Origin of the sequence: Filifactor alocis ATCC 35896, from assembly GCF_000163895.2 — a bacterium.
Taxonomy (GTDB): domain Bacteria; phylum Bacillota; class Clostridia; order Peptostreptococcales; family Filifactoraceae; genus Filifactor; species Filifactor alocis.
This window is the reverse complement of record NC_016630.1, coordinates 1,208,981-1,234,190: the sequence shown is the minus strand read 5'-3', so window position 1 is coordinate 1,234,190 and position 25,210 is coordinate 1,208,981. Positions and strand designations below refer to the sequence as shown.

Below are 25,210 nucleotides of genomic sequence, written 5' to 3'. Positions count from 1 at the left end.
CCTACATAACCAAGAATAGTAGGGGGGCGTTTACCCCTACTATTTACTCAAAATTTAAATACAGTTTATAAACGTATCATTATATGATATTAGACATACATTATTGATTGGTAAATTCTTCTAAAAATTGCTCTCCTGTACCATATTTTTCATATACAAAGTCAATGTCTTTATCGCCTCGACCGGAAAGATTGACAAGGATGGAACCTGAATTTTGATTTTGAGCATGTTTGATTGCGTATGCCAAAGCATGTGAACTTTCTATCGCCGGAATGATTCCTTCATAACGGGAAAGCAAGAAAAATGCTTGTATTGCCTCTTCATCACTCACGGTTTCATATTTTATTCTTCCACAGTCACTCAAATATGCGTGTTCGGGTCCGACAGATGGATAGTCAAGTCCGCTTGCTATGGAGTATACAGGCAACGGTTCTCCGTTTTCATCTTGTAAGAGCATGCTTTCAAATCCGTGAAGAATACCTTTTTTACCAAATTTCATACTTGCTGCATGTTCTCCAATTCCATTTCCGATTCCAAGCGGTTCTACACCGACAATATCAACCGGTTCAGACAGAAATGCTTCAAACATTCCGATTGAATTAGAGCCTCCTCCAACTGCTGCACAAACAATATCAGGTAATATACCTGTCATGTCTTTGAATTGTTCTTTTGCTTCAATTCCAATTACTGATTGAAAATCACGAACCATCATAGGAAATGGATGAGGTCCGACAGCAGAGCCGATACAGTAGATTGCATCGTCATATTCTTTTAAATATCCTTCAAATGCAGCGTCTACCGCTTCTTTTAATGTTTTCAGTCCATGCGTTGCAGGAATAACATTTGCGCCGAGCATCTTCATTCTTACCACATTAGGATACTGTTTTTTGATGTCAACTTCTCCCATGTAGATATCACATTCCAAGCCGAAATAGGCAGCAGCAGTCGCAAGTGCAACACCATGTTGTCCGGCACCTGTTTCTGCAATAAGTTTTTTCTTACCTAAGAATTTAGCAAGCAAACCTTCTCCCATACAATGGTTTAGTTTATGTGCTCCGGTATGATTCAAATCTTCTCTTTTCAAATAGATTTGGCATTTTCCAAGCAATGAAGATAAACGCTCACAATGATAAACAGGGGTAGGTCTGCCTTGAAACTCTTTACGGATGCGTCTTAATTCATTGATAAAACGTGCGTTATGGCAGATTTCCAAATACGCCTGTGTAATTTCTTCAAAAGCCGGAACTAATTCAGGGGGTAAAATCATTCCTCCATATTCACCGAAATATCCCTTGTCATCAGGAAAGTTTTTTAGATAGTTATCAAAATCGCGATAAGTTTTCATATTGTTAACTCCTTTCATAATTAAAAAAACGCCTTGTCTCATAGAAAATAATCATTCCATGAGACAAGACGAAATATCCTGCGGTACCACTCAAATTGATGCCTAAAAGCATCCACCTTTCACACGTACTATCATACGCTCCGCTTAATAACGACTGCGGTTGCCGTCGATTGCTACTTAGGATTGAATCCTGTTCGTTCGCCCTCATAAGTCCATTCGGTATATACATATCTGCTATGTTCTCATCCTCCATAGCTCTCTGTGAGTTATTGTTATATACCTACTATTCTTATTCAATGGTTTATGCACATAATATTAGCATTTTAAATTTTTCTTGTCAATAAAATATTAAGAATATTTGTAAAGTTATTTCTTAATTGTCAAGACATATGTGACAAAACCAGCCAGTAAAAGTTTAAGCTACTTTCTATAAGATAATGTTTTAGAATTTTATAATTTGACTACTTTGATTATTGTTTTTTCATTTAGAATAATAGGATGATTCTTGACTTCATTGTTTGAATGATACAACCAAAGGCTATTCAAATATATCGTCGAACTGTTTTCATAGAATCTTCATAATTCTTGTCAAATCATTCCACAGATTCCTTTATTTAATGTCAGCAAAGAAGGAGCAATCATAGAGTCTCATACTTGTTAAGATTGTTTACCTCATGAAAAATGCTATTATAATGGCAGATTATAATATTGTCTAGACATCAACTCCACATATTCAAAAATAAACTGTTTCAAGGAAGTAGTTTCCCATTTTTATCATTACGTTACTTCTTTACAATAAATCTTCTATCATTTCTTCAACATATTCTTTCAAATCTTTTATCTCTAAAAATAATGGGTCTAAGTGGCATAGAAAGTGCCAATCGTCGGTTCCTATTTTTTTGTATACAATTGCTTCACCGTCTTCACTTCCGAAATAGCTCCTCTCTACTTCATATCCTTTATTTTCCAAGAAATTTTTTATCATATTATATTTCGTTTCTCTTTCTTCAACATAAGATTTCACTTCCTTGTTGTTAATTACATAAGCATCTATTTTTGTAGATCCTTCTATCACTTTATTTTTTGGGACTGATAGATTTGAAATTTCTTTCCAGATAATTTCAACATTCTCTTCAGAGTCAAACATAAATCTGGATAAAGGAACGATATTTTTATTATAGATAATTTCCATATAATCAGGAATATTTTTAGGATTAAAATATTCATATTCAAAAATATCCTCTTTTTCTATCCTATATCCGGGTATTTTTGATACAAATTCTTTTCCTTCTTCTAAAGAATCAAATACTACGAAATCCTTTTGATAATTATTTTGATATAATTCCAATATATACATCCATTAACCTCCAAATCTTAATAAAAAAATCATCAAATATCAACTTTTTCCTTTAATTCTGATAATTTCTTTGATAACAAAATAAGTTTTGGACTGACTTCAAGCAATTCATCGTTTACAACCACATAATTCTTTATATTTATATTCTCTAAGTTCATCATTTCTCTTAACTCATCTTGAATATAATGCATCTGAATGCAATGAGGGGATTCATCAACCGTGGCAAAGATAATATTATGTACCTTTCCGGTTCTAATCATTCCGCCTATTTTTGTGATAGCCATATTGACATGAGTATTTTCAAGACATAAAGTATATATATTTTTAGAAATTTTTTCTAACTTTTTGTATCCGTTTGGTTGCATAGATTTAAGACAAGTACCCGCTATGGTAATCGTTTCATCTATACCATATATATTAGTCGTCATTACTTCTTTCATCAATTATCTCCTCTCAAACAATACTACGCACTCCACGTGAGATTTTTAGGCTAATTTTAAAAATAAGTATAACACTTTTAAATTCATTGATTTTATAGCATTTATAATATTTTTTCAGCTTCAATAATCCCACTTTTGATTAGGCTATTATATCATCTTAGCTATTTCATTTGATATTTTTTCAAACTTTTCTTTATAATTTACATCTCCTATATTATTCTTATTAATATGTTTTTCTAGCATCTCATCAATTTCTTTACACTGAATTTCCTCTTTGAAGTTATACTCTCTTACTATAATTTTTTGATCATCTAAAAAACCTATTATTTTCAAGGGATTAATATTAATTATTTTTTGCAATCCAATGTCTTTTGTTCCTATATAATGAAAAATAACTTTACCTTTTTTTAAGTCATCAATTATCTGTTCTTCAACTAGCCTAATATGTAAAATATCCCATGCAGTATTTTTTATATTTTCTAGAATTCTATTACTAATACCTTGTATTTTAGCAAATGTTCTTTCTACACTTTCATTATTCTGTAAATATTTATACATTAAATATAACTCAAACTCCAAATAAATATTTAATTCATTTAGCGAATAATTTAGTAATTCAAGAAATTTACGCTTTGAATCCATCTTTTGAGTTTTTAATATAAAAGCTTTACTTAAAATACAAGCAACAACATAAAACTGATCAAATTTTTCATCCATATATTCAGATGAATCTAATATCTCTTTTGCCCATATATATTTAGCTTCTGGAAGTATTTCATCATTTTTTAAAGAATCCTTTGTAATATTCTCTAATGTTTCATATTTTACAAAAGACAAAACATAATCCGACCAAACTTTGAGATATATTGGTTTACTAATTCTCTCAAACAGCGAAATAGACATATTTAAATTATAATTTGATTCTTTAATATATTTTAAATAGTCTATGAAGTTCTGCTCATCTTCTAACTTTCGATTTGTCACAATATTTTTTAGATATGTCAAAACATTTAAATCCAAGTTTATCGTTTTTCCTATTTCTATTGCTCTATTTTCTTTCGAATTATATTTGTTATCAAAAACATATGATTTTTCATAGTCTGATACACCTAAAATGCTATAACCATTTAGAATTTTATTTTTAAATGGTTCAAGATAAGGATTTATCCCTAGATTAAAATAAATCAATTTAGCCTCTTTATAAGTTTTTGATTTTAAGTCAAATATATCACAAATCTTGTATGGATTAATTTCATTGTACAATTCTTCAATAAATTCCCTATCATGTCTCTTTAATTGCATTTACTTTCTCCTTTTTTGTACGATTTTTTTACATCTGTTTACCTTTTTCGAACTATATTTCCTACTCTTTCTCCGAATCTTTCCATCTTCTCCAATTTCCACATTACTACGCAGTTCCATTTCTAGTTGAACTGCTTCAAATTGCTCTTTTGAAATTATCCCTTCGTGATGTTGCTTATATAAATATCGATTCTCCGATCCTCCTGAATCCGCAATTGCCACATCACCTGTATATTTTTCTCGTGTGAGTGTGGATTCAATTGCTCTTTTACTCCATCGTTCTTTACCTTTCGATGTTTTTATTTTCTTTTCTTCCAGTTTATCTATGATTCCACCAATACTATATCCTTTAAGATACCAGTCGTAAATTCTTCTAACAACTCTTGCTTCTTCTTCATCAATTATAAGCATTCCATTCTTATCTTTTTTATAGCCATAACAGACTCTATTGTATAGTCCTGATGTTCCATCCTCGGCTCTGTATTTTAAGCCTAAGCGTATGTTCTCACTTCTCCAGTCATTTTTTGCTTGGTCACACTGCTTCAATTATACTAATCAATAGTTCATCTTTAACGGTCTCTGTATCTATCTTATCTTTCTCAAAGATAATTCTTTTCCCTGTTGCTCGTATTCTTCTAATAGCTTCTAAGCCTTCTTTAGCATCACGTCCAAAACGGCTAAGACTTTTAGTAAGAATAATATCTAAATTCCCATGCTCGCACTCATTTATCATTCTATTAAATTCTGATCTTGTCGTACCTGTCTTAGCAGATGCCACATCAATAAAAACATCCGCAACAAACCATGTTCTATGTGCTGCCGCTAGTCTCGTCAATCCCGATACTTGTGCCGATAAACTATCCATCTGTGCTTTATGTCTTGTACTTACACGAGCATATATCCCCACTGCATAATCTTTTATAACTCTCTGCTTCTGTATTACCGTTACATTTTCATCTATATATTTTCTTTCATTCATAGAGATTCCCCACCAATATTTTAGCATACTTATTTCTTAGTTATATTATAATGTTAATTAGGCTATTTTACAATTATCAAATTTCTAAGGTGGATGCAAGTGGGTGCATTTTTTCTTATCATCCATTCCCTAGCGTAAACTCTTATCTATGGATATGTTCCCGCTTAGTTGATTTTTATCATAAAAAATAAGGCTTACTCCAGACTACCGATACCTTTTAACGATAGCTTTGGATAAGCCCTTGATTTCTACACTTTATTTACTTAGCGGGTGCAACTCTTGATATCAATACCACACACTCCACAGTGCTTAATAATAGAACATATCAACAATTCTTTATATATCATTATATAAAGAAAATTAGTATCGACTGAATATTTTTTTGTTTATCTATATAACTACAGCCTTATATTTAATCCTCTTAAAATACCAGAGTGCAAAATAAACTTTAAATTATTATCAAAATGTGCATTAGGATTTCTATACTTAAAAAAAACATTCTTCTTTCCGTTGCTAAAATCAATTTGCCCAATATAACTGTTTTCAAATAAATTAAATAAAATATTTCTCGCATCAGTTAAATTAAACTTTTCTTCATTTATTATTTTTTCAAATTCATTGAAAAATCGGCCTTCAGAAAACTCTACATTACCTATTCTAGAAAATACAGGCGTCAAAAGTTTTATGTATTTATCTTCAATAAAACCAGCAAGTTCATTTTTCATTTCTTCAATAAAATAATTAGTAGAGTATGTTTTTATTGCTTTTATAAATTCGCTATCATTTATTTTTTCTTTCTCTGGAAATAAATCTTGTAAAACAGAAAAAAATTGCAAAAGATCTCTGGGTTTTAATAGTGTGTTTTGTATTAAATAATCCCATGAGCTTTTATTTTTTATATTATTTGGCAGAATGTCTAACCAACACTCTTCTTTTCTCTCGCTTCCCGAATATATAAATCTCAAATCTACAAGTTTTTTCAAATCAGTTGGAGTTGTGGTCCAATTTATTAGCATTGCAGAGTCTCGTATTATTTTATTCAAATCTGTATCTACTAGTTTGTTTAACATATCTTCTCTAATCAATAAAATAATTTTAGTTAAATGTTTTCTCTGAACAAACAATTCATTAATTTCATCAATTGACCTTATTAAACTAGATAAAATAACACTTTGTTCTTCTTTAATTCTTAATAAATCATCAAGCCCATCAAGTATAAATATTAATCTTTTATTATTTAATTCTATGTTAGATAAAGTATCACTTAATAATTCAACCATTATGGAAAGTCTATCAATATAATCTATCGGTTTATCTCCAACTTGTGCTTCTATTGAAGCATCAATTATTCTTAAATTTACTCCTCCTTTTAATTTTTTTACGTTTTTTATCTTATTATTAAATGATATATCCAAAAATAAATTCATTTTCTTTAATATATCAATAACTTCATTAAATTCTTTAACTTCTGTAATTTCAAAATCATCATAAAAAATCTTACAAATATTTGTCAGTAATATAATTTTCCAAGGTAAATTGTATTTATTATTTCCAACTATATCTGAATCAATATTGCATTTTTTAAAAGTTGTGAATTGAAAATCATTTAGCTTTATTTGCTTTACTACTAAATCAGTTTCCTCTTTTGAAATTTTTTGTAACTTTGAACTATAAGCACTCTTTCCAGTGCCTTTTCTACCTACTATTAGATATTTATAACCATCAATTAATTCTTTCAAATAATCATGTGGATCATAAAAGGCTTGTTCGAAAATTTCAGGTTCTCTATCTAATTCTTTTTGTGCATCGGCATATCCAAATTTGTAATCTTTTATCTTCATTATAAAGGTCTCCTTTACTTTTTAATATTTTTTTCAAAAACTTACATTAGTAATTAAATCATTTTAAAATACCTTAAAGCATCCAATGATAGCTTCCTCTTTTTCCGGTGTGCATTGTGGAATAACCTGTTTCTCTTTTTTCGATTTATTATAATTCTCCCTCAGTACAATTCCACACTTCTTTTTAATCTGTGCAATATAGAGTGTCGAAACCTTTAAATCAAATTTTTCTAATATATATTCCTTAATTTGTGCATAAGACGCTTTACTTTCAGCACTTGTCAAATCAAGCTCATCAAGCTTAATTTCAACATCTATATGCTTATCGACATCGAGTTTGGACAACAATACCACGCACTCCACATGCATGGTGTGACAAAACATATCTACCGGTTGAACGGTATCGGCAGTATAACCGAGTTCGTGCAAGAGTTTCATATCTCGTGCAAGGGTTGCACTGTTGCATGAAATGTAGACAATTCTTGGAACATTCATTTCGCTGATAACATGAAGCAGTGTTTCATCACAACCTTTTCGTGGTGGATCAAGCATAACGATATCTGCACAAATTCCTTTTTTGTAAAGCTGAGGCAACACATCCTCTGATTTTCCGCAGATAAATTCGACATTGTCAATTTGGTTGTGAGATGCATTTTTTTTCGCATCCAAAATGGCATCTTCCACAATTTCTACACCATAAACTTTTTTAGCATTTCTTGATAGAAATAGGGATATGGTACCGATTCCGCAATATAAGTCGATAACAGTTTCTCTTCCGCTCAGGTTTGCAAGTTTCAACGCGGTATTGTAGAGCACTTCGGTTTGAATGGGGTTTACTTGATAGAAGGAAAGCGGAGAGATTTCAAAAGTTAATCCGTTTAAGGTGTCGTAGATGGTACCGTCTCCAAACCATATGATATTTTCTTTTCCCATAACAGTGTTAGATGGTTTTGGTTGTATGTTTTGAACAATAGTTGTAAGGTTTGGAATTTGTTGTTGCAGTTCAGTGAGCAATTCTTTCCTGTGAGGAAATTTTCGCTCTTTGGTTACAAGTACAATCATGACTTGTTTTGTTTCAAATCCGACTTTCACAACAATTCTCCTCAAGTTTCCTTGATGACTTGTTTCATTGTACACAGAAATTCCTTTTTTTTGTGCAAAATTTCGGATGATTGTTACAGCTGTATTGCTGATTTCTTGTTGCAGGATACAGTCATTAACAGGAACGATATCGTGACTTCTTACTTTGTAAAAACCGCTGACAACGGTATTGTTTTGGATTGCAACAGGGTATTGTCCTTTGTTTCTGTAGCGGTAGGGGTGTTTCATTCCTATTACAGGAAGCACATGGATTAAGTCCAATCCTCCGATTCGTTTCATATTCTCTTCAACGATATGTTGTTTCATTAGCAACTGCTCTTGATAGTCCATCTCCATAATTTGACATCCGCCACAAAGATGAGATACCTCACAAGGAGAATAAATTCGATTATTGCTCGGAGTCAATATCTTTTCAGTAATTGCAACAGCATAGTTCTTTTTTCTTTGGATAATTTTTGCCAGAACAATATCTCCTTTGAGTGCGCCTTCTACAAATACGGTAAGGGAACCGATTTTTCCGATTGCCTCTCCTTTATGTCCCATATCAATAATTTTAATTTCATAACAGTTCCCCGATGTTATCTCTTGTTCCATAACAGTTCCTTCCTATATCGTTACGTTGTTCCGGAAAATAGTTTTTATTTTTTCGGAACAAATCTCATAAAATAGACGTCAATTCTTGTGTTTGATTGTATCATAAATGGGGAATATCATCAATTTTTTGTTGCAATCCAAGATTTTTTTGAGATATGATATTTGAGAATGAGGAATGGTTGTTTCAAAACTAAATTTTGTGAAAAGATAAAAAGGAAATGAGTATGGAAATTGAAGTAGTATTTTTTTAGAGTTTATGATAGTGTCGTTTTTTTGTAAAAAAGGATATAGCACATGTTAGATGAGGGTTTTCAGATAAGATACCGAATTTTTTAGGGAAGGCAGTTTTTTGCAAGAATAGAATTTGTGATGATAGAAAAATAAAAGTTTAACTATTTTATGATGAAATTTCATTTGGATTGATTATAAAGTAAAAAAATTGGGAATCATTTGAGTATATGAAATTTATTATCAATAGATTATTTGATAGGAAGTAGCGTTCAGATGAGAGAAAGAGGAGGATGTTATGAAACAAATATATGATGTGATTATTATCGGTTCGGGACCGGCGGGGTTATCAGCAGGGTTATACGCAGGTCGTGCAAAGATGAAAGCACTGATGATTGAAAAAGGGCAACATGGCGGACAGATTATGTCGACAAACAGTATTGAGAATTATCCGGGCTCCATTGCAGAGGAGAGCGGAGAATCTTTGACAGCTCGTATGGTAGAACAGTGTAAGACATTCGGATTGGAGATTGTGCAAGATACGGTGTTGAAAGTGCAATTGGAGGGTGCTGTCAAAACAGTAGAATGTGAAAATGAGGTTTATGAAACAAAAACAATTATCATTGCAACAGGAACCAATACCAAAAATATCGGTTGTGTCGGAGAAGAGGAGTTTGTAGGTAGAGGAATTTCTTATTGTGCGACTTGTGATGCGGCATTCTTCTCAGGACTTCCTGTTTACGTAATCGGTGGTGGAGACAGTGCGATTGAAGAGGCAATTTATTTGACGAAGTTTGCAAGGGAAGTTACAGTGATTCACAGAAGAGAAGGTTTTCGTGCAAATAAGGCATCTTTGGACAAAGCAAGAGAAAATCCTAATATCAAATGGTTGTTGAATCGTAAGGTGGTAGAAATCAAAGGAGACGGCTTGGTAGAGTCTATTGTTGTAGAGGATGTGCGTGACGGTTCAAGAGAAGAGATTCATGCAAGTCAAGAGGACGGAACAATGGGAATTTTTGCGTTCATCGGATTAATACCACAAACGGAATTGTTCAAAGGTCTGTTGGATATGGATGAGCAAGGATATATTATCTCTGATGATAAGATGCAAACTTCTGTTGAGGGTGTGTTTGTTGCGGGTGACTGTCGTCAAAAATTACTCAGACAAGTAGTAACTGCCGTTTCAGACGGTGCAATAGCAACAGTAGCTGCAGAAAAATATATAGAAGAAACGAACAATTAGCATTTATTTTCGATTAATTTACTTTTTCTTTCTTTTTTATGATATTATGAGGATGACAAGTGCAGCAATACTTTTATTTCAAGAGCATGTTGTTGTGAAATGATAGATTGTGTGATTGAAGTCATTCTTTTGTATAAAATGTGAAAAGAAATAACCCGATTCAGGTTAAGAAGCGTATCATGTTTTACGAGAAACGGAAAAAGGATCGAAAGGGGAAATTTAAAGATGAAACGTAACAAAAAACTGATTGTTACCGGTGCTTTGCTATCCGGACTATGCAGTATTAATATGAATACATCTCATGCTACAAAATGTAATCTTATCGAATACTATCCAAAGGTAGTAAAATATCCGATATATTCCGATGTCGGAGAAGTATCTACAAATAATCTTAAGCTGGATATGGATGGAACGACTTATCTCTCTCTTAGAGATTTGGGAAAAATTCTTGATATTAAGATAGATTGGGATGAGAATACACATAGTATTCATATTGATAAGCATAGCAAAAATATCCCCGATGATGTTGCTTCTTTTCAATCTGTATCAAATGTAAAGGCTATAGCAGTTAACTTTCCGATATTTGTAAACGGTGTACAAAAAGCACCGAGAAAACTGGAGTTGAAAGTTAACGGAACAACATATCTGTCGCTTAGAGATTTGTCAGATATGCTTGGTACAGAGATAGTATGGAACAGTAAATTGAAACGGATTAATATAAATACAAACTCAAACTATGATGCTAAACAAAAAACAGAATGGTTGGAAGAAGAAATACAACCGAAAGAAGAGATTCAAACAGGAAATTATGATATTTCAGATGAGATGTTATCTCTTGTGAATGACTTTAGAGCGGAAAATTCCGTTCCTCCGCTTAAAAAGATGAGAGATATGCAAGGTTATGCCAACATACGTTCAAAAGAGATTGTAGATTTTTTTTCTCATGTAAGACCGAACGGAGAAGAAGGACTTGATTCGATTATGGCAAAATCAGATTATCGCACAGCAGGAGAAAATATTGCGGCAGGGAATAAAGATGCACGGTCTACATTCGAACAGTGGAAAAATTCTCGGGGACATAGAGATAATATGTTAAATCCAAATTTTACTCATATGACGGTAGGTTCGTGCTATAGTGACGGTATGTATGGATATTATCATGCACAGATATTTGTCGGGAAATAGTTTTGGATTGCTTATATCGACAAGCAGATAAATGCGAAAATTAGAAATTCACAGTTTGCTGATAGAATAGTTGTAAGAAGTGATAGAGAATTTGATGGTGCTTTTTGATGGAAGTCATTTTAATTTACAGCTTGTGGCTGTGACTTATGAAGTGTGTCAAATTTCTTAAGAATTGAATTTTTAACACAATGCATTTTTTGATGAAAGATGCTAGAAAATATTGATATATGCAAAATCCCCTTGATGATGGAAAGAAGAACCGAATCAAGGGGATTTTTTATGAAAAAAGAAAAAAATTTGGAATAATACCATTATCAATTTGAATTACCTAATATCCTTACTATTTCAAATTGCAATTTATAGTGTAAATTCTTGCTTACCCTAAGTAATTACATACTTTATTTCCCTGATTTGAAAAAGAAAAGAGGTTGCGAGATATTTTTTAAATCGGAATTTATGGCAATTTTATTTGGTTTTCAAAAAATAACAAGTTCAGCATATAATTTTTCTGTAATTGAACTTAAAAAACATTCATACAACTGCTATTGGGCAAAAGGAATCAGTAAAGAAAACTGTCTTGTTTCTGTTTGACTGAATAATCAGGCGTAGCAAGGTATTATTGCGCTACTTTTCGTATCGGTGAAATCGAATGTAAGACTATTTATTTTTCATAACCTTTTGCAGCGAATCGAAATTTGTTTTTTAAATTTGCTTTTAGATGATACAGTGTTTGTTTCGTCAAGCTCCAAGATTCTAAAAACAATTTTTTGATACTGCGATGACATCGATATCGTCGTTTCAAATTTTTTATTTTAACGGCAAGAGTCGGTGAAACTAACGAGATTCCAATGATAAAAAATATAAATCCCGGTAAAACAGGAAATATGAAACCTAATATTCCTAAAAAAATAAAGAAAACTCCCAATATTCTTTGCATTGTTCCAACCTCCCTTGTTAGTAGTAAATAGTGTATGAATCAAAGAACTGTTTTCTGAAAACGTAAAGTCTGTATTTCAAGTTTTACTGTGAACGTTTGTCTTTGTTGTCATGATATATACCATTATAGCTCTGTTTTATAACATTTTGAGTTGTATTTTGTAGAAATAGTGTAAATTATAATCTATACAAATTTTTACAAAAAATGGCTTGATGAGGATATCATTTTTCTGCGGTAAATTTGGCAAATCAGTACAAAAAAAGAACGGTTTGGGTTATAATATAGGGATGAATAAAACAGGGTTAATTGTCATGATAAGCTACAGTTTGTGTGTCAGAAAAGAAAGATTGTTAGGAAGTTTGATATTATTGATTACAATATTTATATGAGATGCAGATTTTGTATCTCACAGAGTATAGAATGGAGTTGTTATGAAAAGGTTATTTCTGATTGATGGAAATTCATTGATTAATCGAGCGTATTATGCGTTGCCGCCACTTATGACAAAGGATGGGTTGTATACCAATGCCATTTATGGTTTTTTGATGATGTTCTACAAAGCGATGGATGAATATGCTCCGGATTATGTGAGTGTTGCTTTTGATTTGAAAGGACCTACTTTTCGTCACAAGGAGTACAAAGATTATAAAGGAACAAGGAAAGGGATGCCTCCTGAACTTGCAATGCAGATTCAACCGTTGAAAGAGTTACTTGATACAATGGGGGTGCATAGGGCGGAAATCGAAGGGTTTGAAGCAGATGATATCATTGGAACTCTATCCAAAATCGGAGAAGATGAAAATTTGGAAGTTTTTATTTTGACAGGAGATAGGGATGCACTGCAATTGGCTTCTAAGACAACGAAAATTCTTTTTACCAAAAAAGGAATCAGCGACTTGGAAGTTTATGATGAAGATAAGGTGAAAGAACGGTATGAATTGACTCCGAAACAGTTTATTGATTTGAAGGGACTGATGGGAGACAGTTCGGATAATATTCCGGGAGTTGCAGGAATTGGAGAAAAAACAGGAATCAAACTTTTGAAAGAATACGATTCGATTGAAAATTTGATTTTGCATATTGATGAATTGAAAGGTGCCGTCAAGACCAAAATGGAAGCCGGATATGAGTCGGCTGTTATGAGTAAGAGGTTGGCTACGATAGTTCGTGTAATACCGGTGGAATTTTCATTGGATGAATTGCTTTATGAAAAAAAATCCGGAGAGCAGTTAAGAAGTTTATTTATGAAGTATGGGTTCACTTCATTGATGTCCAAGTTGGAATACAAGGAAGAAGAAACTTCTACTACAGATATCAACATTAGTTATGAAATAGAAGAACTTTTGCAACAAAATCCAACAGAGATTGGACTGATTGCTGCGATTGAAGATGGAAATATTTTGACGAAACGAATAGTACGACTTTATCTTTTGGCAGATTCCATTACTTATGCGGTGGAAGAAGAGAACATACCAAAACTGAAAGAGCTGTTGGAAAGAGAGAATGTTTTTATCTATGGAAATAATCTGAAAAGAGAGTATACAGCATTGAAACCTTATGGAATTACACTGCCTAAAATTTCTTTTGACAGCCAACTGGCGCAGTATATTCTCAATCCGTCGGAAGTAGAGCAGGAACCGGAAAAGATTGGTATAAAATACGGTATGCCGATTGTGAGTCCGAATTTAGAGGACTTGCTTGGAAAAGGAAAAAAGAGAATGTCTTTTTCTATGGCAAATCGTGTTCAGATGGACGAATATTTTGCTAAAATTTTGGCGATCATTTCTCATTGCAAAACCAAAATGCTGGATATGATTCAAGAAGAAGATACCAAGTTTTTGTTTGAAAAGATAGAATTGCCTTTAATGAAAGTATTAGGCGAGATGGAGTATCTCGGAATTGCAGTCAATGAAGATGTGCTTTGTGAATTGGAACAAGAATTTGCAAAGTTAATTGTTCAGTATGAACAAGAAATTTATGATTTGGCGGGCGAAGAATTTAACATCAATTCACCGAAGCAGTTGGGAGTTGTTTTATTTGAAAAACTACAACTTCCGGTCATCAAAAAGACAAAGACAGGTTATTCCACCGGAGCGGAAATTTTGGAAAAACTTTATGATAAACATCCTATTATCTCCAAAATCTTGTCCTATCGACAAGTGAGCAAATTACAATCTACTTATGTGATAGGACTGTTGTCGTTGATTAATCCTACCTCCAAAAGAATACATTCTACTTTTAACCAAACTTTGACAACAACAGGAAGGATTTCTTCTTTGGAACCTAATTTGCAAAATATTCCCGTCCGTACAGAAATGGGTAGGGAACTGAGAAAGGTATTTGTTGCAAAAGAGGGGTATGTTTTGGTGGATGCCGACTACTCTCAAATTGAGTTGAGAGTATTGGCGCATATGGCACAGGAAAAGAAGATGATAGAAGGATTCCATGGCAGTATGGATATTCATACCAAAACGGCATCAGAGGTTTTTTCTGTTCCGGTAGAGGAAGTCACAAAAGAATTGAGAAGTGCAGCCAAAGCGGTTAACTTCGGAATTGTTTACGGAATCAGCGATTTCGGTTTGTCTAACAATTTGAACATTACAAAGAAACAAGCAAAAGAATATATTGACCTTTATTTTGCCAGATATCCCGGAATCAAAACTTACATGGATACGATTGTAAAAGAAGTGGAGGAGTTGGGGTACAGTACCACACTTTGTGGCAGAAGACGCTATATCCCCGAAATCAAATCAAGTAATTTTATTGTAAAAAATATGGGGAAACGATTGGCAATGAACACTCCGATTCAGGGGTCGGCCGCCGACATTATCAAAATAGCGATGAATCGTGTGTTTGAGTGGCTGAAAACAGAAAAAATAGATGCTGAATTGGTCTTACAAGTACATGATGAATTGTTGTTGGAAGTTAGGGAAGACGATGCAAAATATGTTCGTGACAAGGTGATAGAGCTTATGGAAGGTGCTTGGAGCATGGATGTACCGTTAAAAGTAGATGCGACCATCGGAGATTCGTGGTATGAAACAAAATAGTAATAAGGAGAGCAATATGATTATTTTAGGGCTCACAGGTTCCATCGGAACAGGAAAATCTACAGCGTCCCGTTATTTACAAAAAAGGGGGATTCCCGTTTTAGATGCAGATCAGACGGTAAAAAACCTCTACACAGACAAAAATTTTTGCAGGGAGCTGTCCGTTCTTTTCGGAGAAAACATATTGAATCAACAGGGATATATTGATACACTTCTGTTCGGGCGATTGGTTTTTGAAAATAAAGAATGGTTACAACAATTGAACCGAATGATTCATCCTCGAATTAAAGCGGAGTTTGAAAAAAGAAAAGCTCTTTTATCAAACATTCATCCTATCGTTGTATATGATATACCATTGTTATATGAGGCAAATATGGAAGAATTGGTAGATGTTGTAGCATTGGTTTGTTTGGATAAACAAAAACAAATTGCAAGGATTCGAGAAAGAGACAATCGTACATTGGAACAAATTGAACAAATCATAGGCTATCAAATGCCTCAAGAAGAAAAAAAAGAAAGAGCAGATTATGTTTTGAATAATAACGGCACGAAAGAAGCATTATACCAACAAATTGATGATATGATTTCAGATGTAATGAGTCGTTATGAGTAAGGTTCGGATAGAGAGGAAGAAGATTGAAAAAATTTGTCAAATTTCTAATTATAATGATGTGTATAGGAATGTTGGGAATCGTTACGGTAATTTATTCTCCACAGAAATATGTCTTATACCCAAAAAGATACCACGAGTATGTATTAAAATATGCAGAAGCATACGGAGTGGAAGAAAATTTAATTTATGCTGTTATGAAAGCAGAGAGCAGATTTTATCCGTATGCAACATCTTCAAAAGGTGCGATGGGATTGATGCAAGTAACGGAAGGAACCTTGGATTGGATTTCAGAAAAAATCGATTTAAGAATTCAAGATCCTTATGATATCGAAAAGAATATTCAAGCAGGGACATGGTATCTTTCCACTCTTCAAAATACTTTTGACGATATTGATTTAATTATTATTGCTTACAATGCAGGTCCCGGAAAGACAAAGGAATGGATGCAAGAAGGCATTTTAGTTCCGGGACAGAGCAATTCAAGTAACTTGCCGTACAGAGAAACACAGCAATATATTGAAAAAGTGAAAAAATATTACACAGAATACAATAAATATTATAGGTGATTACTATGATGAAGAGATGGAAAAGGATATGTGCTTTTGTAGCTTTGAGTTTGATTGCTGTTACAGGCTGCACTTCACAAACTTCAGAACAGAAAGAGGCAGATTCTAAAAAAATATTGTTTGAAAAAAGAGATGATACCTTACATCTTACAATAGTGGAGAGCAAAATTTGGAATCCGTTGCTTGTAACGGAAGAATCGGTAGACTATGCCTTGAAGTTGGTATATGACGGACTGTTTAGCTTGAATGAACAGTACAATGTTGTAAATCGGTTGGCGGATAGCTTTTCTTATCAAAATGAAAACAAGGACATGACTGTTAATATTCGTTCGGATGCCAAATGGCATGACGGCACCCAGGTAACGGCAAGGGATATAAAATATACAATAGATTTTCTGAAATCTCATCCTGAGAGTGTATATTATCCTATGATAAACAATATTGCAAGCGTTTCTGTTTTGAATAATAAAACTGTTGCGTTGCATTTGAAGCAGAGCAATATACTACAGGAGTACAGCTTGTTGTTTCCTATTATCAAATACAGTTCCGGTTCCAAAACACCTTTTGTATGGAATGGAACAGGACGATATCAGTTTGATCAATCTGAAGATGTCAGATCACTTCTCTTTAAGGAGTTCTCCGATTATTACGGAAAGATAGGAAATATCAAAAAAATTAAATTTGAAATGGTAGAAACAGAAGAAATTCGTAGCAATTTGTTTTTGTCAACAGATTCAGATATGATCAATTTTGGGCGAGATGACATCAGTAAGTATGATTATGAGCTTTTTGAAGTAACGCAATTTCCGAGTCTGCAATATGAAATGCTTCTGTTTAACACAAAAAAGGAGCCTTTCCATACCGTTAAAAACAGACAAGCTCTTATTTCTGCATTAAATCGAGATATGATTTTGAAAAACGGTTATCGCATTGATAACAGATGCAATGAGATATTCATTCCTCAAAATTCCTTGTGTCATTTGGAAGGGATTCAGATTCCGTATGATATCAAAAGAACGAAACGAGATTTTGTGTCTTCCGAGAAACGAGAGTATGAGTTATTGGTAGATTCCCATCGTCCGCTTCGATATGCTGCTGCAAATCTCATAAAACAGGAGTGGAAAAAAGTCGGAGTCGATATCAAAATAGTCGGTTTGTCATCAGATGAGTTGAAACAAAGACTTCATTCCGGAAATTATGATATGGCATTGATTGGATATTGGACAGGATTTTATCCTGATGTGATGAAATTTGCGAGCACAAAAAATCTTTCATTTTATGATACAAGTGCATTACAGCAATCGTTGAATGTAATACAAACACAACAATCCAAAACATTATTTTTACAGAACTATCACAAATTTCAGAAACAATTTATTCAGCAGGCTTTTTATGCGGGATTCGGTCACTTGGATTCTTGTGTGGCGGTGAATCGTAGGATACAAGGAACATTGAGACCGAATAAGTTTGATATTTACTATGGAATTGAGGATTTGAAGATTGTAGATAAAGTATATGCGAAACAAGAGAAAAAAACAGAAGATGAGTCAGCTGTCAGCTCTCCGGAAGAGAAGGTCGAAGAATCTTCACAGGAGTAGTGAATGAGATGACAATAAATAGAGATTTTGTAACGGAGCATTGGGATATCGATAAATCAATGCTCTGTTTTTTATACGAAACACTAATTTTAAACTATAGACATAGTATATGATGATGAAAAAGAGAATAACTTATAGTAGTATTAGAAAATCAGAGTTTTATTATAACTTTTAATTAGGGATTAGCATAAACAGAGTTATAGAACAAAAAAGAATGTACCTTGTTATACAAACAAAATACATTCTACTTAGAAAGTTCAAAATTTATACTACGGACAAATCCGTATTTATTTTTGATATTATAGTTTTGTTACATTAGAAGCTTGAGGTCCTCTTGCTCCGTCAACGATTTCAAACTCAACATCTTGTCCTTCTTCAAGAGTTTTGAATCCTTCTGTTTGGATTGCAGAAAAATGAACGAAAACATCATTTTCGCCTTCTACTGAAATAAATCCAAATCCTTTTTCTGCATTAAACCATTTTACTTTTCCTTGTTTCATGTTACATCCTCCAATAAATAAAATTACATTTGTCAATCCCTATAGCTCACAGAAGAATTTCAAAAAATCCAAATATGTACAATAAGAATTATCCTTATTTTTCAATAAGGGATGATACCGTTTAACTATATCATTATATTTTGCAAAAGTCAATATAAAATCGAATATAATTGGGGTATTTTTTTTGATTTTTCAAATATTTCAACGGAAAGAATGGGGCATATATTTCTAAAATTCAATCAATAGTAGACAAATTGAAAAATAAACAATAAACTAAGAAATGAAAAGTTTTATCACTGTACAAGTTACATATAAGTATATTAAAATATAGGAAGGAAAGTAATGGTGGCATAGTGATAACAAGAATATGATTTATTCTTATTTCAATTTAAAATAGTTTAGAAGGATATTTGATATGAAAAAAATATTAGTTACCAGCGGGACTGTATTTGTGACAAGAACGATTGCAGAATATTATGTAAAAAAAGGATATGAAGTCTATGTAATGAATCGGAATACTAAAGAACAACCTAAAGGAGTAATACTAATTCAAGCGGATCGTCATCATATTGGTAGAAAATTAAGACCATATTCATTTGATGTGGTAATTGACCATGCCTATACAGCGGAAGAAGTAGATTTATTATTGGATGCATTGGGGGAACATAAAGAGTATATTTTAATTAGTTCAAGTGCGGTGTACCCGGAAGATGGAATTCAACCTTTTACAGAAGAATGTAAGGTAGGTGAAAATAAATTTTGGGGTCAATATGGAATTAACAAAATAGAAGCGGAGAAATTATTATTAAATAGAAATCCGTCTGCGTACATAGTTAGACCACCCTATCTCTATGGACCGATGAATAATGTATATAGAGAGTCCTTTGTTTTTGATTGTGCGGTGTCTGGTAGAAAATTTTATTTACCTAATAATGGAAGTATGAAATTACAGTTTTTATTTGTAGAGGACATGTGTAAGTTTTTTGATATTTTATTACAGAAGAAACCGTCTAATCATATTTTTAATGTAGGAAACAGTAAGTTAATTAGCACTAAAGATTGGGTTTCTATGTGCTATGAAATAGTTGGGGAAAAATTGGAATTCGTTTATGTAAATCAGGAAGTGGAACAAAGAAATTATTTTAGTTTCTATGATTATGAATATCGTCTTTGTGTTGATAAACAAAATGATTTGATGTTAGAATGCAAGGATGTGAAAGAAGGGTTGAAAGAATCTTATGAATGGTACAAAAGTAATACAGAAAAAGTTAATAGGAAACCTTTTGTAGATTATATAGATAAATACTTGGTGAGAAATAGATACGATGATACAGATTGTTAGAATAATATATTACTAAATGTATAATGCTTGCAGTTTTTTTGTGAATAACTATGCTTATAATGATAAAAGTTAATTAGAATATAGGGATTTGAATTGGAAATTAGATATATTAGTGAACTAGATGATAAACTTAGAGTTAGTGAAATATATGAGCGAAGCTGGAAGTATGCTTATAAAAATATCATTCCACAACAATTTCTTGATTCTATTGAGAAAGATAGATGGATACCAATGTTAGAATTATCTGATTGGTACATACTTCTGTGCATTGAGGATGGGAAATATGTTGGTGCGAGTAGTTTTTGTCAATCACGATTTTCTGAGTATCCCAATTATGGAGAAATTGTTACTATGTATTTATGTCCAGAGCATATAGGGAAAGGGTATGAAACAAAATTATTTGAAACAGTTATTCTAGAATTAAATAATAAAGGATATGATGAGTTATTTTTGTGGGTTTTGGATGAAAATGATTTAGCAAAAAAATTTTATAAAAAGCATCATTTTATAGAAACTGACAACTGTATCGATGTTAATATTGGAGGGAAGATTCTTCGAGAAGTAATGTATGTATATAAAGGATAGTGATAATTAAAAGAATTAAAATTATTGACATTAATAAGAGTTTAATGTGATGTTAGTAACGATTTTTCTTTAAATTTATTACTTATAGGAAATAATATTGTTAAAAACAGTAAATCAAAAAAGGTTTACTGTTTTGTTATTTTAAAAGATAAGGCAATAAATTATTTTAAATATTAAAAATTAGGGTATGTTAATAGACAGATATAAAAATGAGTGAGGGAGACAATATGGTTATAGGAATGAGGGTAATCAAGACTGCAATAGCAATGGCTATCGGTGTTTTGGTTTCGAGCACATTTCATTTGCAATATCCTTTTTTTACTGTGATTGCAGCAATTATTGCAATGCAAAATACATTGGATGACAGTTTTAAAAAGGGGTTGGGCAGGATTTCAGGCACCATTTTAGGAGGAATAGCGGGAATCATTTATTTGAATTTCTGCATTTCCGAATATATTGTATGGAATGCCGTTATCATTGGAATTCTTGCTGTTTTGATTATGTATGTTCAGCTGAAGTTAAAATGGAACCAATCGATTCAAATTTCACTGATTGTGTTTTTATCTATCTGTCTTACGACGAGGGATGAAAGCGTTTCATATTATGCGATTGTTCGTGTGTTGGACACGGTGATAGGAATTGGGATTGCATTTGCAGTGAATTATCTGATTTCACCTCCCAACTATGAAAAACAGTTTGTGGATGATGCGGAGCAATTATTTATGGAAGAAAAACGAGTTTTTTTGCAAAAATTGAGCAATGATAGGGCAATTGATATAGAGTCATTGGAACAGCGACTGTCCAAGATAAAACGTTTGTATAAAATATATTTGGCTGACAGTCGATGGTATACAAAACATTTATTCAACGAGGAATCAAACAGTATTTTGTGGGATGAGGTTATCAGAGATTTGAATGAGGTATATCGACATATTTGTATTATGCAGGAGTTGCAATTGTACGGAAAACCGGATGAAGAAAACATCAAGAGATTGCAGCGTATGGGACAAAGTGATCTGTCAGATTTATATCAGGAATCTTTGCATCAAGAATCTACAAAAAAACAGAAAGAATCTATAAATAAAACGGATGTGCAACGCCACGAATATTACAATACTTGTGAAGAGTGCTTGGAGGAAGAGACAAAGGTGATTTACAATTATCATATTCATAAGATATTGGATGGCTTGGAACGATTGGAAAAACAGTTAGAGTTAATAGGAGGAATAAAGAATGAAGAAGTATGATGTGATTGTGATAGGAACCGGCGCAGGCAATATTATTTTGGAAGAGGCGCTAAAGGAGGGATTGCATTGTGCGCAAATTGAACGTGGAAAATTCGGTGGAACCTGTTTGACACGAGGTTGTATTCCGACAAAGGTATTGGCAACTGTTGCAGACCAAATAAGAAAAATTGAAGAAAGTGATAGAATCGGAATTAAAACGACAAAACCCACTGTGGATTGGGAAGTTGTGTCTGATAGGGTTTGGGACAAGATTGACGAGAGTCAAGAATTGAATGAGTTCTATCATCACGAAAAAAATTTGGATGCGTATGAAGGGACAGGATATTTTGTTTCTGATAAAGTGATAGAAGTATCATATAGGAATGGAACAACTTCAGAACAGATGACAGCAGATAAGATTTTTATCAATGTGGGAGGAAGAACGAAAGTTCCGGTTATAAAAAACTTGGAAGAGGTTGGATATTTGACAAGCGAAACATTTTTTGGAGAAAAGTATCCTACAAAACCCTATGAAAGTTTGATTATTGTCGGGGGTGGACCAATCGGAGTAGAGTTTGCACATATTTTTTCCGCAATGGGGACAAAAGTTACCGTAGTTCAACACAATGTTAGACTTTTACCGAAGGAAGAAAAGGAAAGTTCCGAATTGGTTTTAAAATACCTTAGAAAATTCGGGGTAGAAGTTCATTTGAACAAGGAAACAAATGAGATCAGACAAGAAGGAACAAAAAAGGTATTAGAGATTCAAGATAGGGCAACCGGAGAGATTACTACTGTATCTGCGGAAGAAATTTTTATAGCACCGGGCATCAGATCGAATTCTGATTTGTTGAAAATAGAAAATACTTCCATTGAGGTTGATAAAAGAGGTTGGATTGTAACAAATGAATTTTTGGAAACAAGTGTAGATGGCGTTTGGGCAGTCGGTGATATCAACGGAAGACAACAGTTTAGACATAAGGCAAACTATGAAGCTGATATTGTCGCACACAATTTGTTTATGGGCAAACAACCGAATGAATTTCGTTGGGCAGAATATTCACTGGTACCTTATGTAACATTCTGCTATCCTCAAGTTGCTCATGTAGGTTTGACACAAGAGGAAGCGGAAAAATTGGGATATGAAGTTTCTGTCGGGATGAATCGATATTCTCAAACAGCAAAAGGATATGCGTTGGGATTTGAACCGAATAGTGAATATGACGGATTTGCAAAATTGATTTTGGATAAAAAGACGAACCGTATCTTGGGATTGCATGTTGTGGGAGAGGACGCGTCCGTCTTGATTCAATCTTTTATTACGATGATGAATTCCGGAACACATACCTTGCAACCGATGAACGCACATATCGGAAGCGAAGTGACACAACAGTTGCGAAGAGAGGGATTGACAAGAGAGTTGGCATCAGACCAATTTATGACTTTAAGAGAAACCATGGTAGCACATCCTACTTTGTCGGAAGTACCTGCATGGACTTATTATCATGTAGATGAAGAATAAACGATGATAAAGAAAAATAATAAATTTGAAAGGGAACTTTTGTAAATTTGCAGAGGTTCCTTTTTTATTCGTATCTGCTTTGCTTGCCTTTTCTCACAATGTGTACTATTAGTTGTTTGAATTGTTTCATATCATCATTTGCAATTGTTATTCATCATTTTATTATTTTAAAGAAGTGTGGGACTTTTTTTATTTCAAATAGGGCGAGATTCAGGGAGATTATTTCAAATTTGAATTTATGGTAATTTCATTGGATTTTTGTAGTAGCAGTAGAGTGTTATATCTGAAATGAAATTTTGTATAAAATCACAAAACGGCTATGTTTTGAAAAAAGAAAGAACATGGTTTGAAATTTATAGATTTCAAGCGAAAAAAGATGATAACAATACTGTGTTGTGTTACAATGAAGCTATATTGAACAAAAGGAGAATCAAGAAAATGGAATATAAAAATAAGGCAGTTGTACTCGGAGCAAACTATTACATCGGTTTAAGTACGATTCGATGTTTGGGAAAAGCGGGTGTATCTGTTACAGCTGTTGATTATGATAGAGATAAAGCATACGGTTTGGAGTCAAAATACTGTAAAGAGATAGGAATTGCACCTCATTATAAAAATGAACCGGAGCGTTTCTTATCATTTTTGATTGATTATGCAAAGGGACAGGAAGAAAAGCCGGTGTTGATTCCCACTGCAGATCCTTATGTAGAGTTTATAGATACCTATTTTGATGAGCTGAAACAATATTATCTGTTTCCGATGCAAGAAAAAGGAATCTATACGAAATTGATGGATAAAGATAAGTTTTATCAGTTTTGTCAAGAAATCGGAGCTGTGATTCCTGAAACAGTACTTTTGGATGAGGACAACTTTATGGAGAAGGTAAAGCAGAATGTTGGATTTCCTTGTATGGTAAAACCGGCAGACTCCCCTTCTTTTATGCATGAATTCAGACAGAAGATGTTTAAGGTCTGTGATGAAAAAGAGCTTGAAGAGGCAGTGGCAAAAGCAAAAGAAAAAAATATCGATGTCTTTATTCAGCGAATTATTCCGGGATTTGATGACCATATGTATACTTTTGATGCATATATCAACCAAGAGGGAGAGATTACGCATTGGACAACTTGCCAAAAATATAGACAGTATCCGATTAACTTCGGTGCATCTGTATATACAACACAAAAATATGTCAAAGAGTTATATGATATTGCGGCACCTTTCTTAAAGAAGACAGGATTTCGAGGCTTTGCAGAGATAGAGTTCAAAAAAGATGAGAATACGGGACAGTTTTATATCATCGAAGTGAATGTACGAATTACGAACTTCAACGCACTGTTGTATAAGTGCGGATTAAATATGCCGTATATTACTTATCGTGAAATGATAGGAGCTCCGTTGCCGAACAAGTCGATTGAAAAAGATTTAGGAATTGTATTTTGGTGTGCTTATGAAGATATGTTTGCAGTAAGAGATTATATCAAGACCAAACAACTCACACCGCTGCAAATCGCAAAATCATATTGTACCAAAAAAGCTCCGGCGATTTGGGATATCGATGATCAAAAACCATTTTGGGAGTTTAACAAACAGTTGACAAAAAGAGTGATGCGAAAATTTCGAACGAAAAAGTAAGAAATAATTGGAAGGAGAAATAAT

The 25,210-nt window shown here is 33.1% G+C and carries 21 protein-coding genes and 1 other annotated feature; of the genes, 11 read left to right on the top strand and 10 right to left on the bottom strand.

Going from position 1 to position 25,210, the window contains the following annotated elements; all coding sequences use genetic code 11:
- Window positions 1-100: 100 nt before the first annotated feature.
- From trpB to rlmD, 8 genes are all read right to left on the bottom strand, one after another.
- Window positions 101-1,345 carry a tryptophan synthase subunit beta gene (gene trpB, locus HMPREF0389_RS05405; RefSeq protein WP_014262657.1) on the bottom strand — a complete coding sequence of 415 codons (1,245 nt, stop codon included), beginning with the start codon at window positions 1,343-1,345 and terminating at the stop codon, window positions 101-103.
- 61 nt (window positions 1,346-1,406) lie between these two features.
- Window positions 1,407-1,651, bottom strand: a binding site (T-box leader).
- A gap of 484 nt (window positions 1,652-2,135) precedes the next feature.
- Window positions 2,136-2,702: a hypothetical protein gene (locus tag HMPREF0389_RS05400; RefSeq protein ID WP_014262656.1), complete on the bottom strand. Its 567-nt coding sequence runs from the start codon at window positions 2,700-2,702 to the stop codon at window positions 2,136-2,138.
- A 32-nt stretch (window positions 2,703-2,734) separates the two neighbouring features.
- Window positions 2,735-3,142: a hypothetical protein gene (locus HMPREF0389_RS05395; RefSeq protein WP_014262655.1), complete on the bottom strand. Its 408-nt coding sequence runs from the start codon at window positions 3,140-3,142 to the stop codon at window positions 2,735-2,737.
- A gap of 147 nt (window positions 3,143-3,289) precedes the next feature.
- Window positions 3,290-4,444 (bottom strand): hypothetical protein, encoded by a 1,155-nt coding sequence (locus tag HMPREF0389_RS05390; protein WP_014262654.1) that lies wholly within the window; start codon window positions 4,442-4,444, stop codon window positions 3,290-3,292.
- The gene (locus HMPREF0389_RS09185) at window positions 4,445-4,855 is read right to left on the bottom strand and encodes a recombinase family protein (RefSeq protein WP_014262653.1); all 411 of its coding nucleotides are present in this window, start codon (window positions 4,853-4,855) and stop codon (window positions 4,445-4,447) included.
- Between the two features lie 121 nt (window positions 4,856-4,976).
- On the bottom strand, window positions 4,977-5,423 hold the full coding sequence (locus HMPREF0389_RS09180; RefSeq protein ID WP_242821706.1) for a recombinase family protein: 447 nt from the start codon (window positions 5,421-5,423) through the stop codon (window positions 4,977-4,979).
- Between the two features lie 398 nt (window positions 5,424-5,821).
- Window positions 5,822-7,264, bottom strand: coding sequence for a P-loop ATPase, Sll1717 family (locus HMPREF0389_RS05375; RefSeq protein WP_014262651.1), 1,443 nt, complete (start codon window positions 7,262-7,264; stop codon window positions 5,822-5,824).
- A 63-nt stretch (window positions 7,265-7,327) separates the two neighbouring features.
- Window positions 7,328-8,959: a 23S rRNA (uracil(1939)-C(5))-methyltransferase RlmD gene (gene rlmD, locus HMPREF0389_RS05370; RefSeq protein ID WP_014262650.1), complete on the bottom strand. Its 1,632-nt coding sequence runs from the start codon at window positions 8,957-8,959 to the stop codon at window positions 7,328-7,330.
- Window positions 8,960-9,485: 526 nt separating this feature from the next.
- On the opposite strand from rlmD, the gene trxB reads away from it, so the two are divergent.
- Together trxB and HMPREF0389_RS08755 are read left to right on the top strand one after the other, a co-directional pair.
- The gene (gene trxB / locus HMPREF0389_RS05365) at window positions 9,486-10,430 is read left to right on the top strand and encodes a thioredoxin-disulfide reductase (RefSeq protein WP_014262649.1); all 945 of its coding nucleotides are present in this window, start codon (window positions 9,486-9,488) and stop codon (window positions 10,428-10,430) included.
- Between the two features lie 225 nt (window positions 10,431-10,655).
- Window positions 10,656-11,615, top strand: coding sequence for a CAP domain-containing protein (locus HMPREF0389_RS08755; RefSeq protein ID WP_014262648.1), 960 nt, complete (start codon window positions 10,656-10,658; stop codon window positions 11,613-11,615).
- 661 nt (window positions 11,616-12,276) lie between these two features.
- Here the strand turns inward: HMPREF0389_RS08755 and HMPREF0389_RS05355 are convergent.
- Window positions 12,277-12,552, bottom strand: a complete 276-nt coding sequence (locus HMPREF0389_RS05355) for a hypothetical protein (protein ID WP_041250820.1) — start codon at window positions 12,550-12,552, stop codon at window positions 12,277-12,279.
- A gap of 431 nt (window positions 12,553-12,983) precedes the next feature.
- Between HMPREF0389_RS05355 and polA the strand changes: the two genes are divergently transcribed.
- Genes polA through HMPREF0389_RS05335 form a run of 4 tightly spaced genes read left to right on the top strand, consistent with a single transcriptional unit; the run spans window position 12,984 to window position 18,379 of the window.
- Window positions 12,984-15,602, top strand: a complete 2,619-nt coding sequence (gene polA, locus HMPREF0389_RS05350; protein WP_014262647.1) for a DNA polymerase I — start codon at window positions 12,984-12,986, stop codon at window positions 15,600-15,602.
- The gene (coaE, locus tag HMPREF0389_RS05345; protein ID WP_049770205.1) at window positions 15,589-16,215 is read left to right on the top strand and encodes a dephospho-CoA kinase; all 627 of its coding nucleotides are present in this window, start codon (window positions 15,589-15,591) and stop codon (window positions 16,213-16,215) included. Before polA ends, coaE begins: the two co-directional genes overlap by 14 nt.
- Window positions 16,216-16,238: 23 nt before the next feature.
- Window positions 16,239-16,781 carry a lytic transglycosylase domain-containing protein gene (locus tag HMPREF0389_RS05340; RefSeq protein WP_041250819.1) on the top strand — a complete coding sequence of 181 codons (543 nt, stop codon included), beginning with the start codon at window positions 16,239-16,241 and terminating at the stop codon, window positions 16,779-16,781.
- A 5-nt stretch (window positions 16,782-16,786) separates the two neighbouring features.
- Entirely contained in the window at window positions 16,787-18,379 is a 1,593-nt protein-coding gene (locus tag HMPREF0389_RS05335) for an ABC transporter substrate-binding protein (protein WP_014262644.1), read from the top strand.
- 299 nt (window positions 18,380-18,678) lie between these two features.
- On the opposite strand, the gene HMPREF0389_RS05330 is transcribed toward HMPREF0389_RS05335, so the two are convergent.
- Window positions 18,679-18,879: a cold-shock protein gene (locus HMPREF0389_RS05330; protein WP_014262643.1), complete on the bottom strand. Its 201-nt coding sequence runs from the start codon at window positions 18,877-18,879 to the stop codon at window positions 18,679-18,681.
- A 415-nt stretch (window positions 18,880-19,294) separates the two neighbouring features.
- On the opposite strand from HMPREF0389_RS05330, the gene HMPREF0389_RS05325 reads away from it, so the two are divergent.
- The 5 genes from HMPREF0389_RS05325 to HMPREF0389_RS05305 all read left to right on the top strand — a co-directional run bounded on the left by HMPREF0389_RS05325 (window position 19,295) and on the right by HMPREF0389_RS05305 (window position 25,186).
- A complete protein-coding gene (locus HMPREF0389_RS05325) occupies window positions 19,295-20,221 on the top strand; it encodes an NAD-dependent epimerase/dehydratase family protein (RefSeq protein WP_014262642.1) in 927 nt (308 codons plus the stop codon).
- A 93-nt stretch (window positions 20,222-20,314) separates the two neighbouring features.
- Entirely contained in the window at window positions 20,315-20,806 is a 492-nt protein-coding gene (locus HMPREF0389_RS05320; RefSeq protein ID WP_014262641.1) for a GNAT family N-acetyltransferase, read from the top strand.
- Between the two features lie 227 nt (window positions 20,807-21,033).
- Entirely contained in the window at window positions 21,034-22,053 is a 1,020-nt protein-coding gene (locus tag HMPREF0389_RS08750) for an FUSC family protein (protein ID WP_014262640.1), read from the top strand.
- A complete protein-coding gene (locus HMPREF0389_RS05310; RefSeq protein WP_014262639.1) occupies window positions 22,040-23,554 on the top strand; it encodes a dihydrolipoyl dehydrogenase family protein in 1,515 nt (504 codons plus the stop codon). The genes HMPREF0389_RS08750 and HMPREF0389_RS05310 overlap by 14 nt, the downstream gene beginning before the upstream one ends.
- A gap of 438 nt (window positions 23,555-23,992) precedes the next feature.
- Window positions 23,993-25,186 (top strand): carboxylate--amine ligase, encoded by a 1,194-nt coding sequence (locus tag HMPREF0389_RS05305; protein ID WP_041251021.1) that lies wholly within the window; start codon window positions 23,993-23,995, stop codon window positions 25,184-25,186.
- Window positions 25,187-25,210 lie beyond the last annotated feature (24 nt).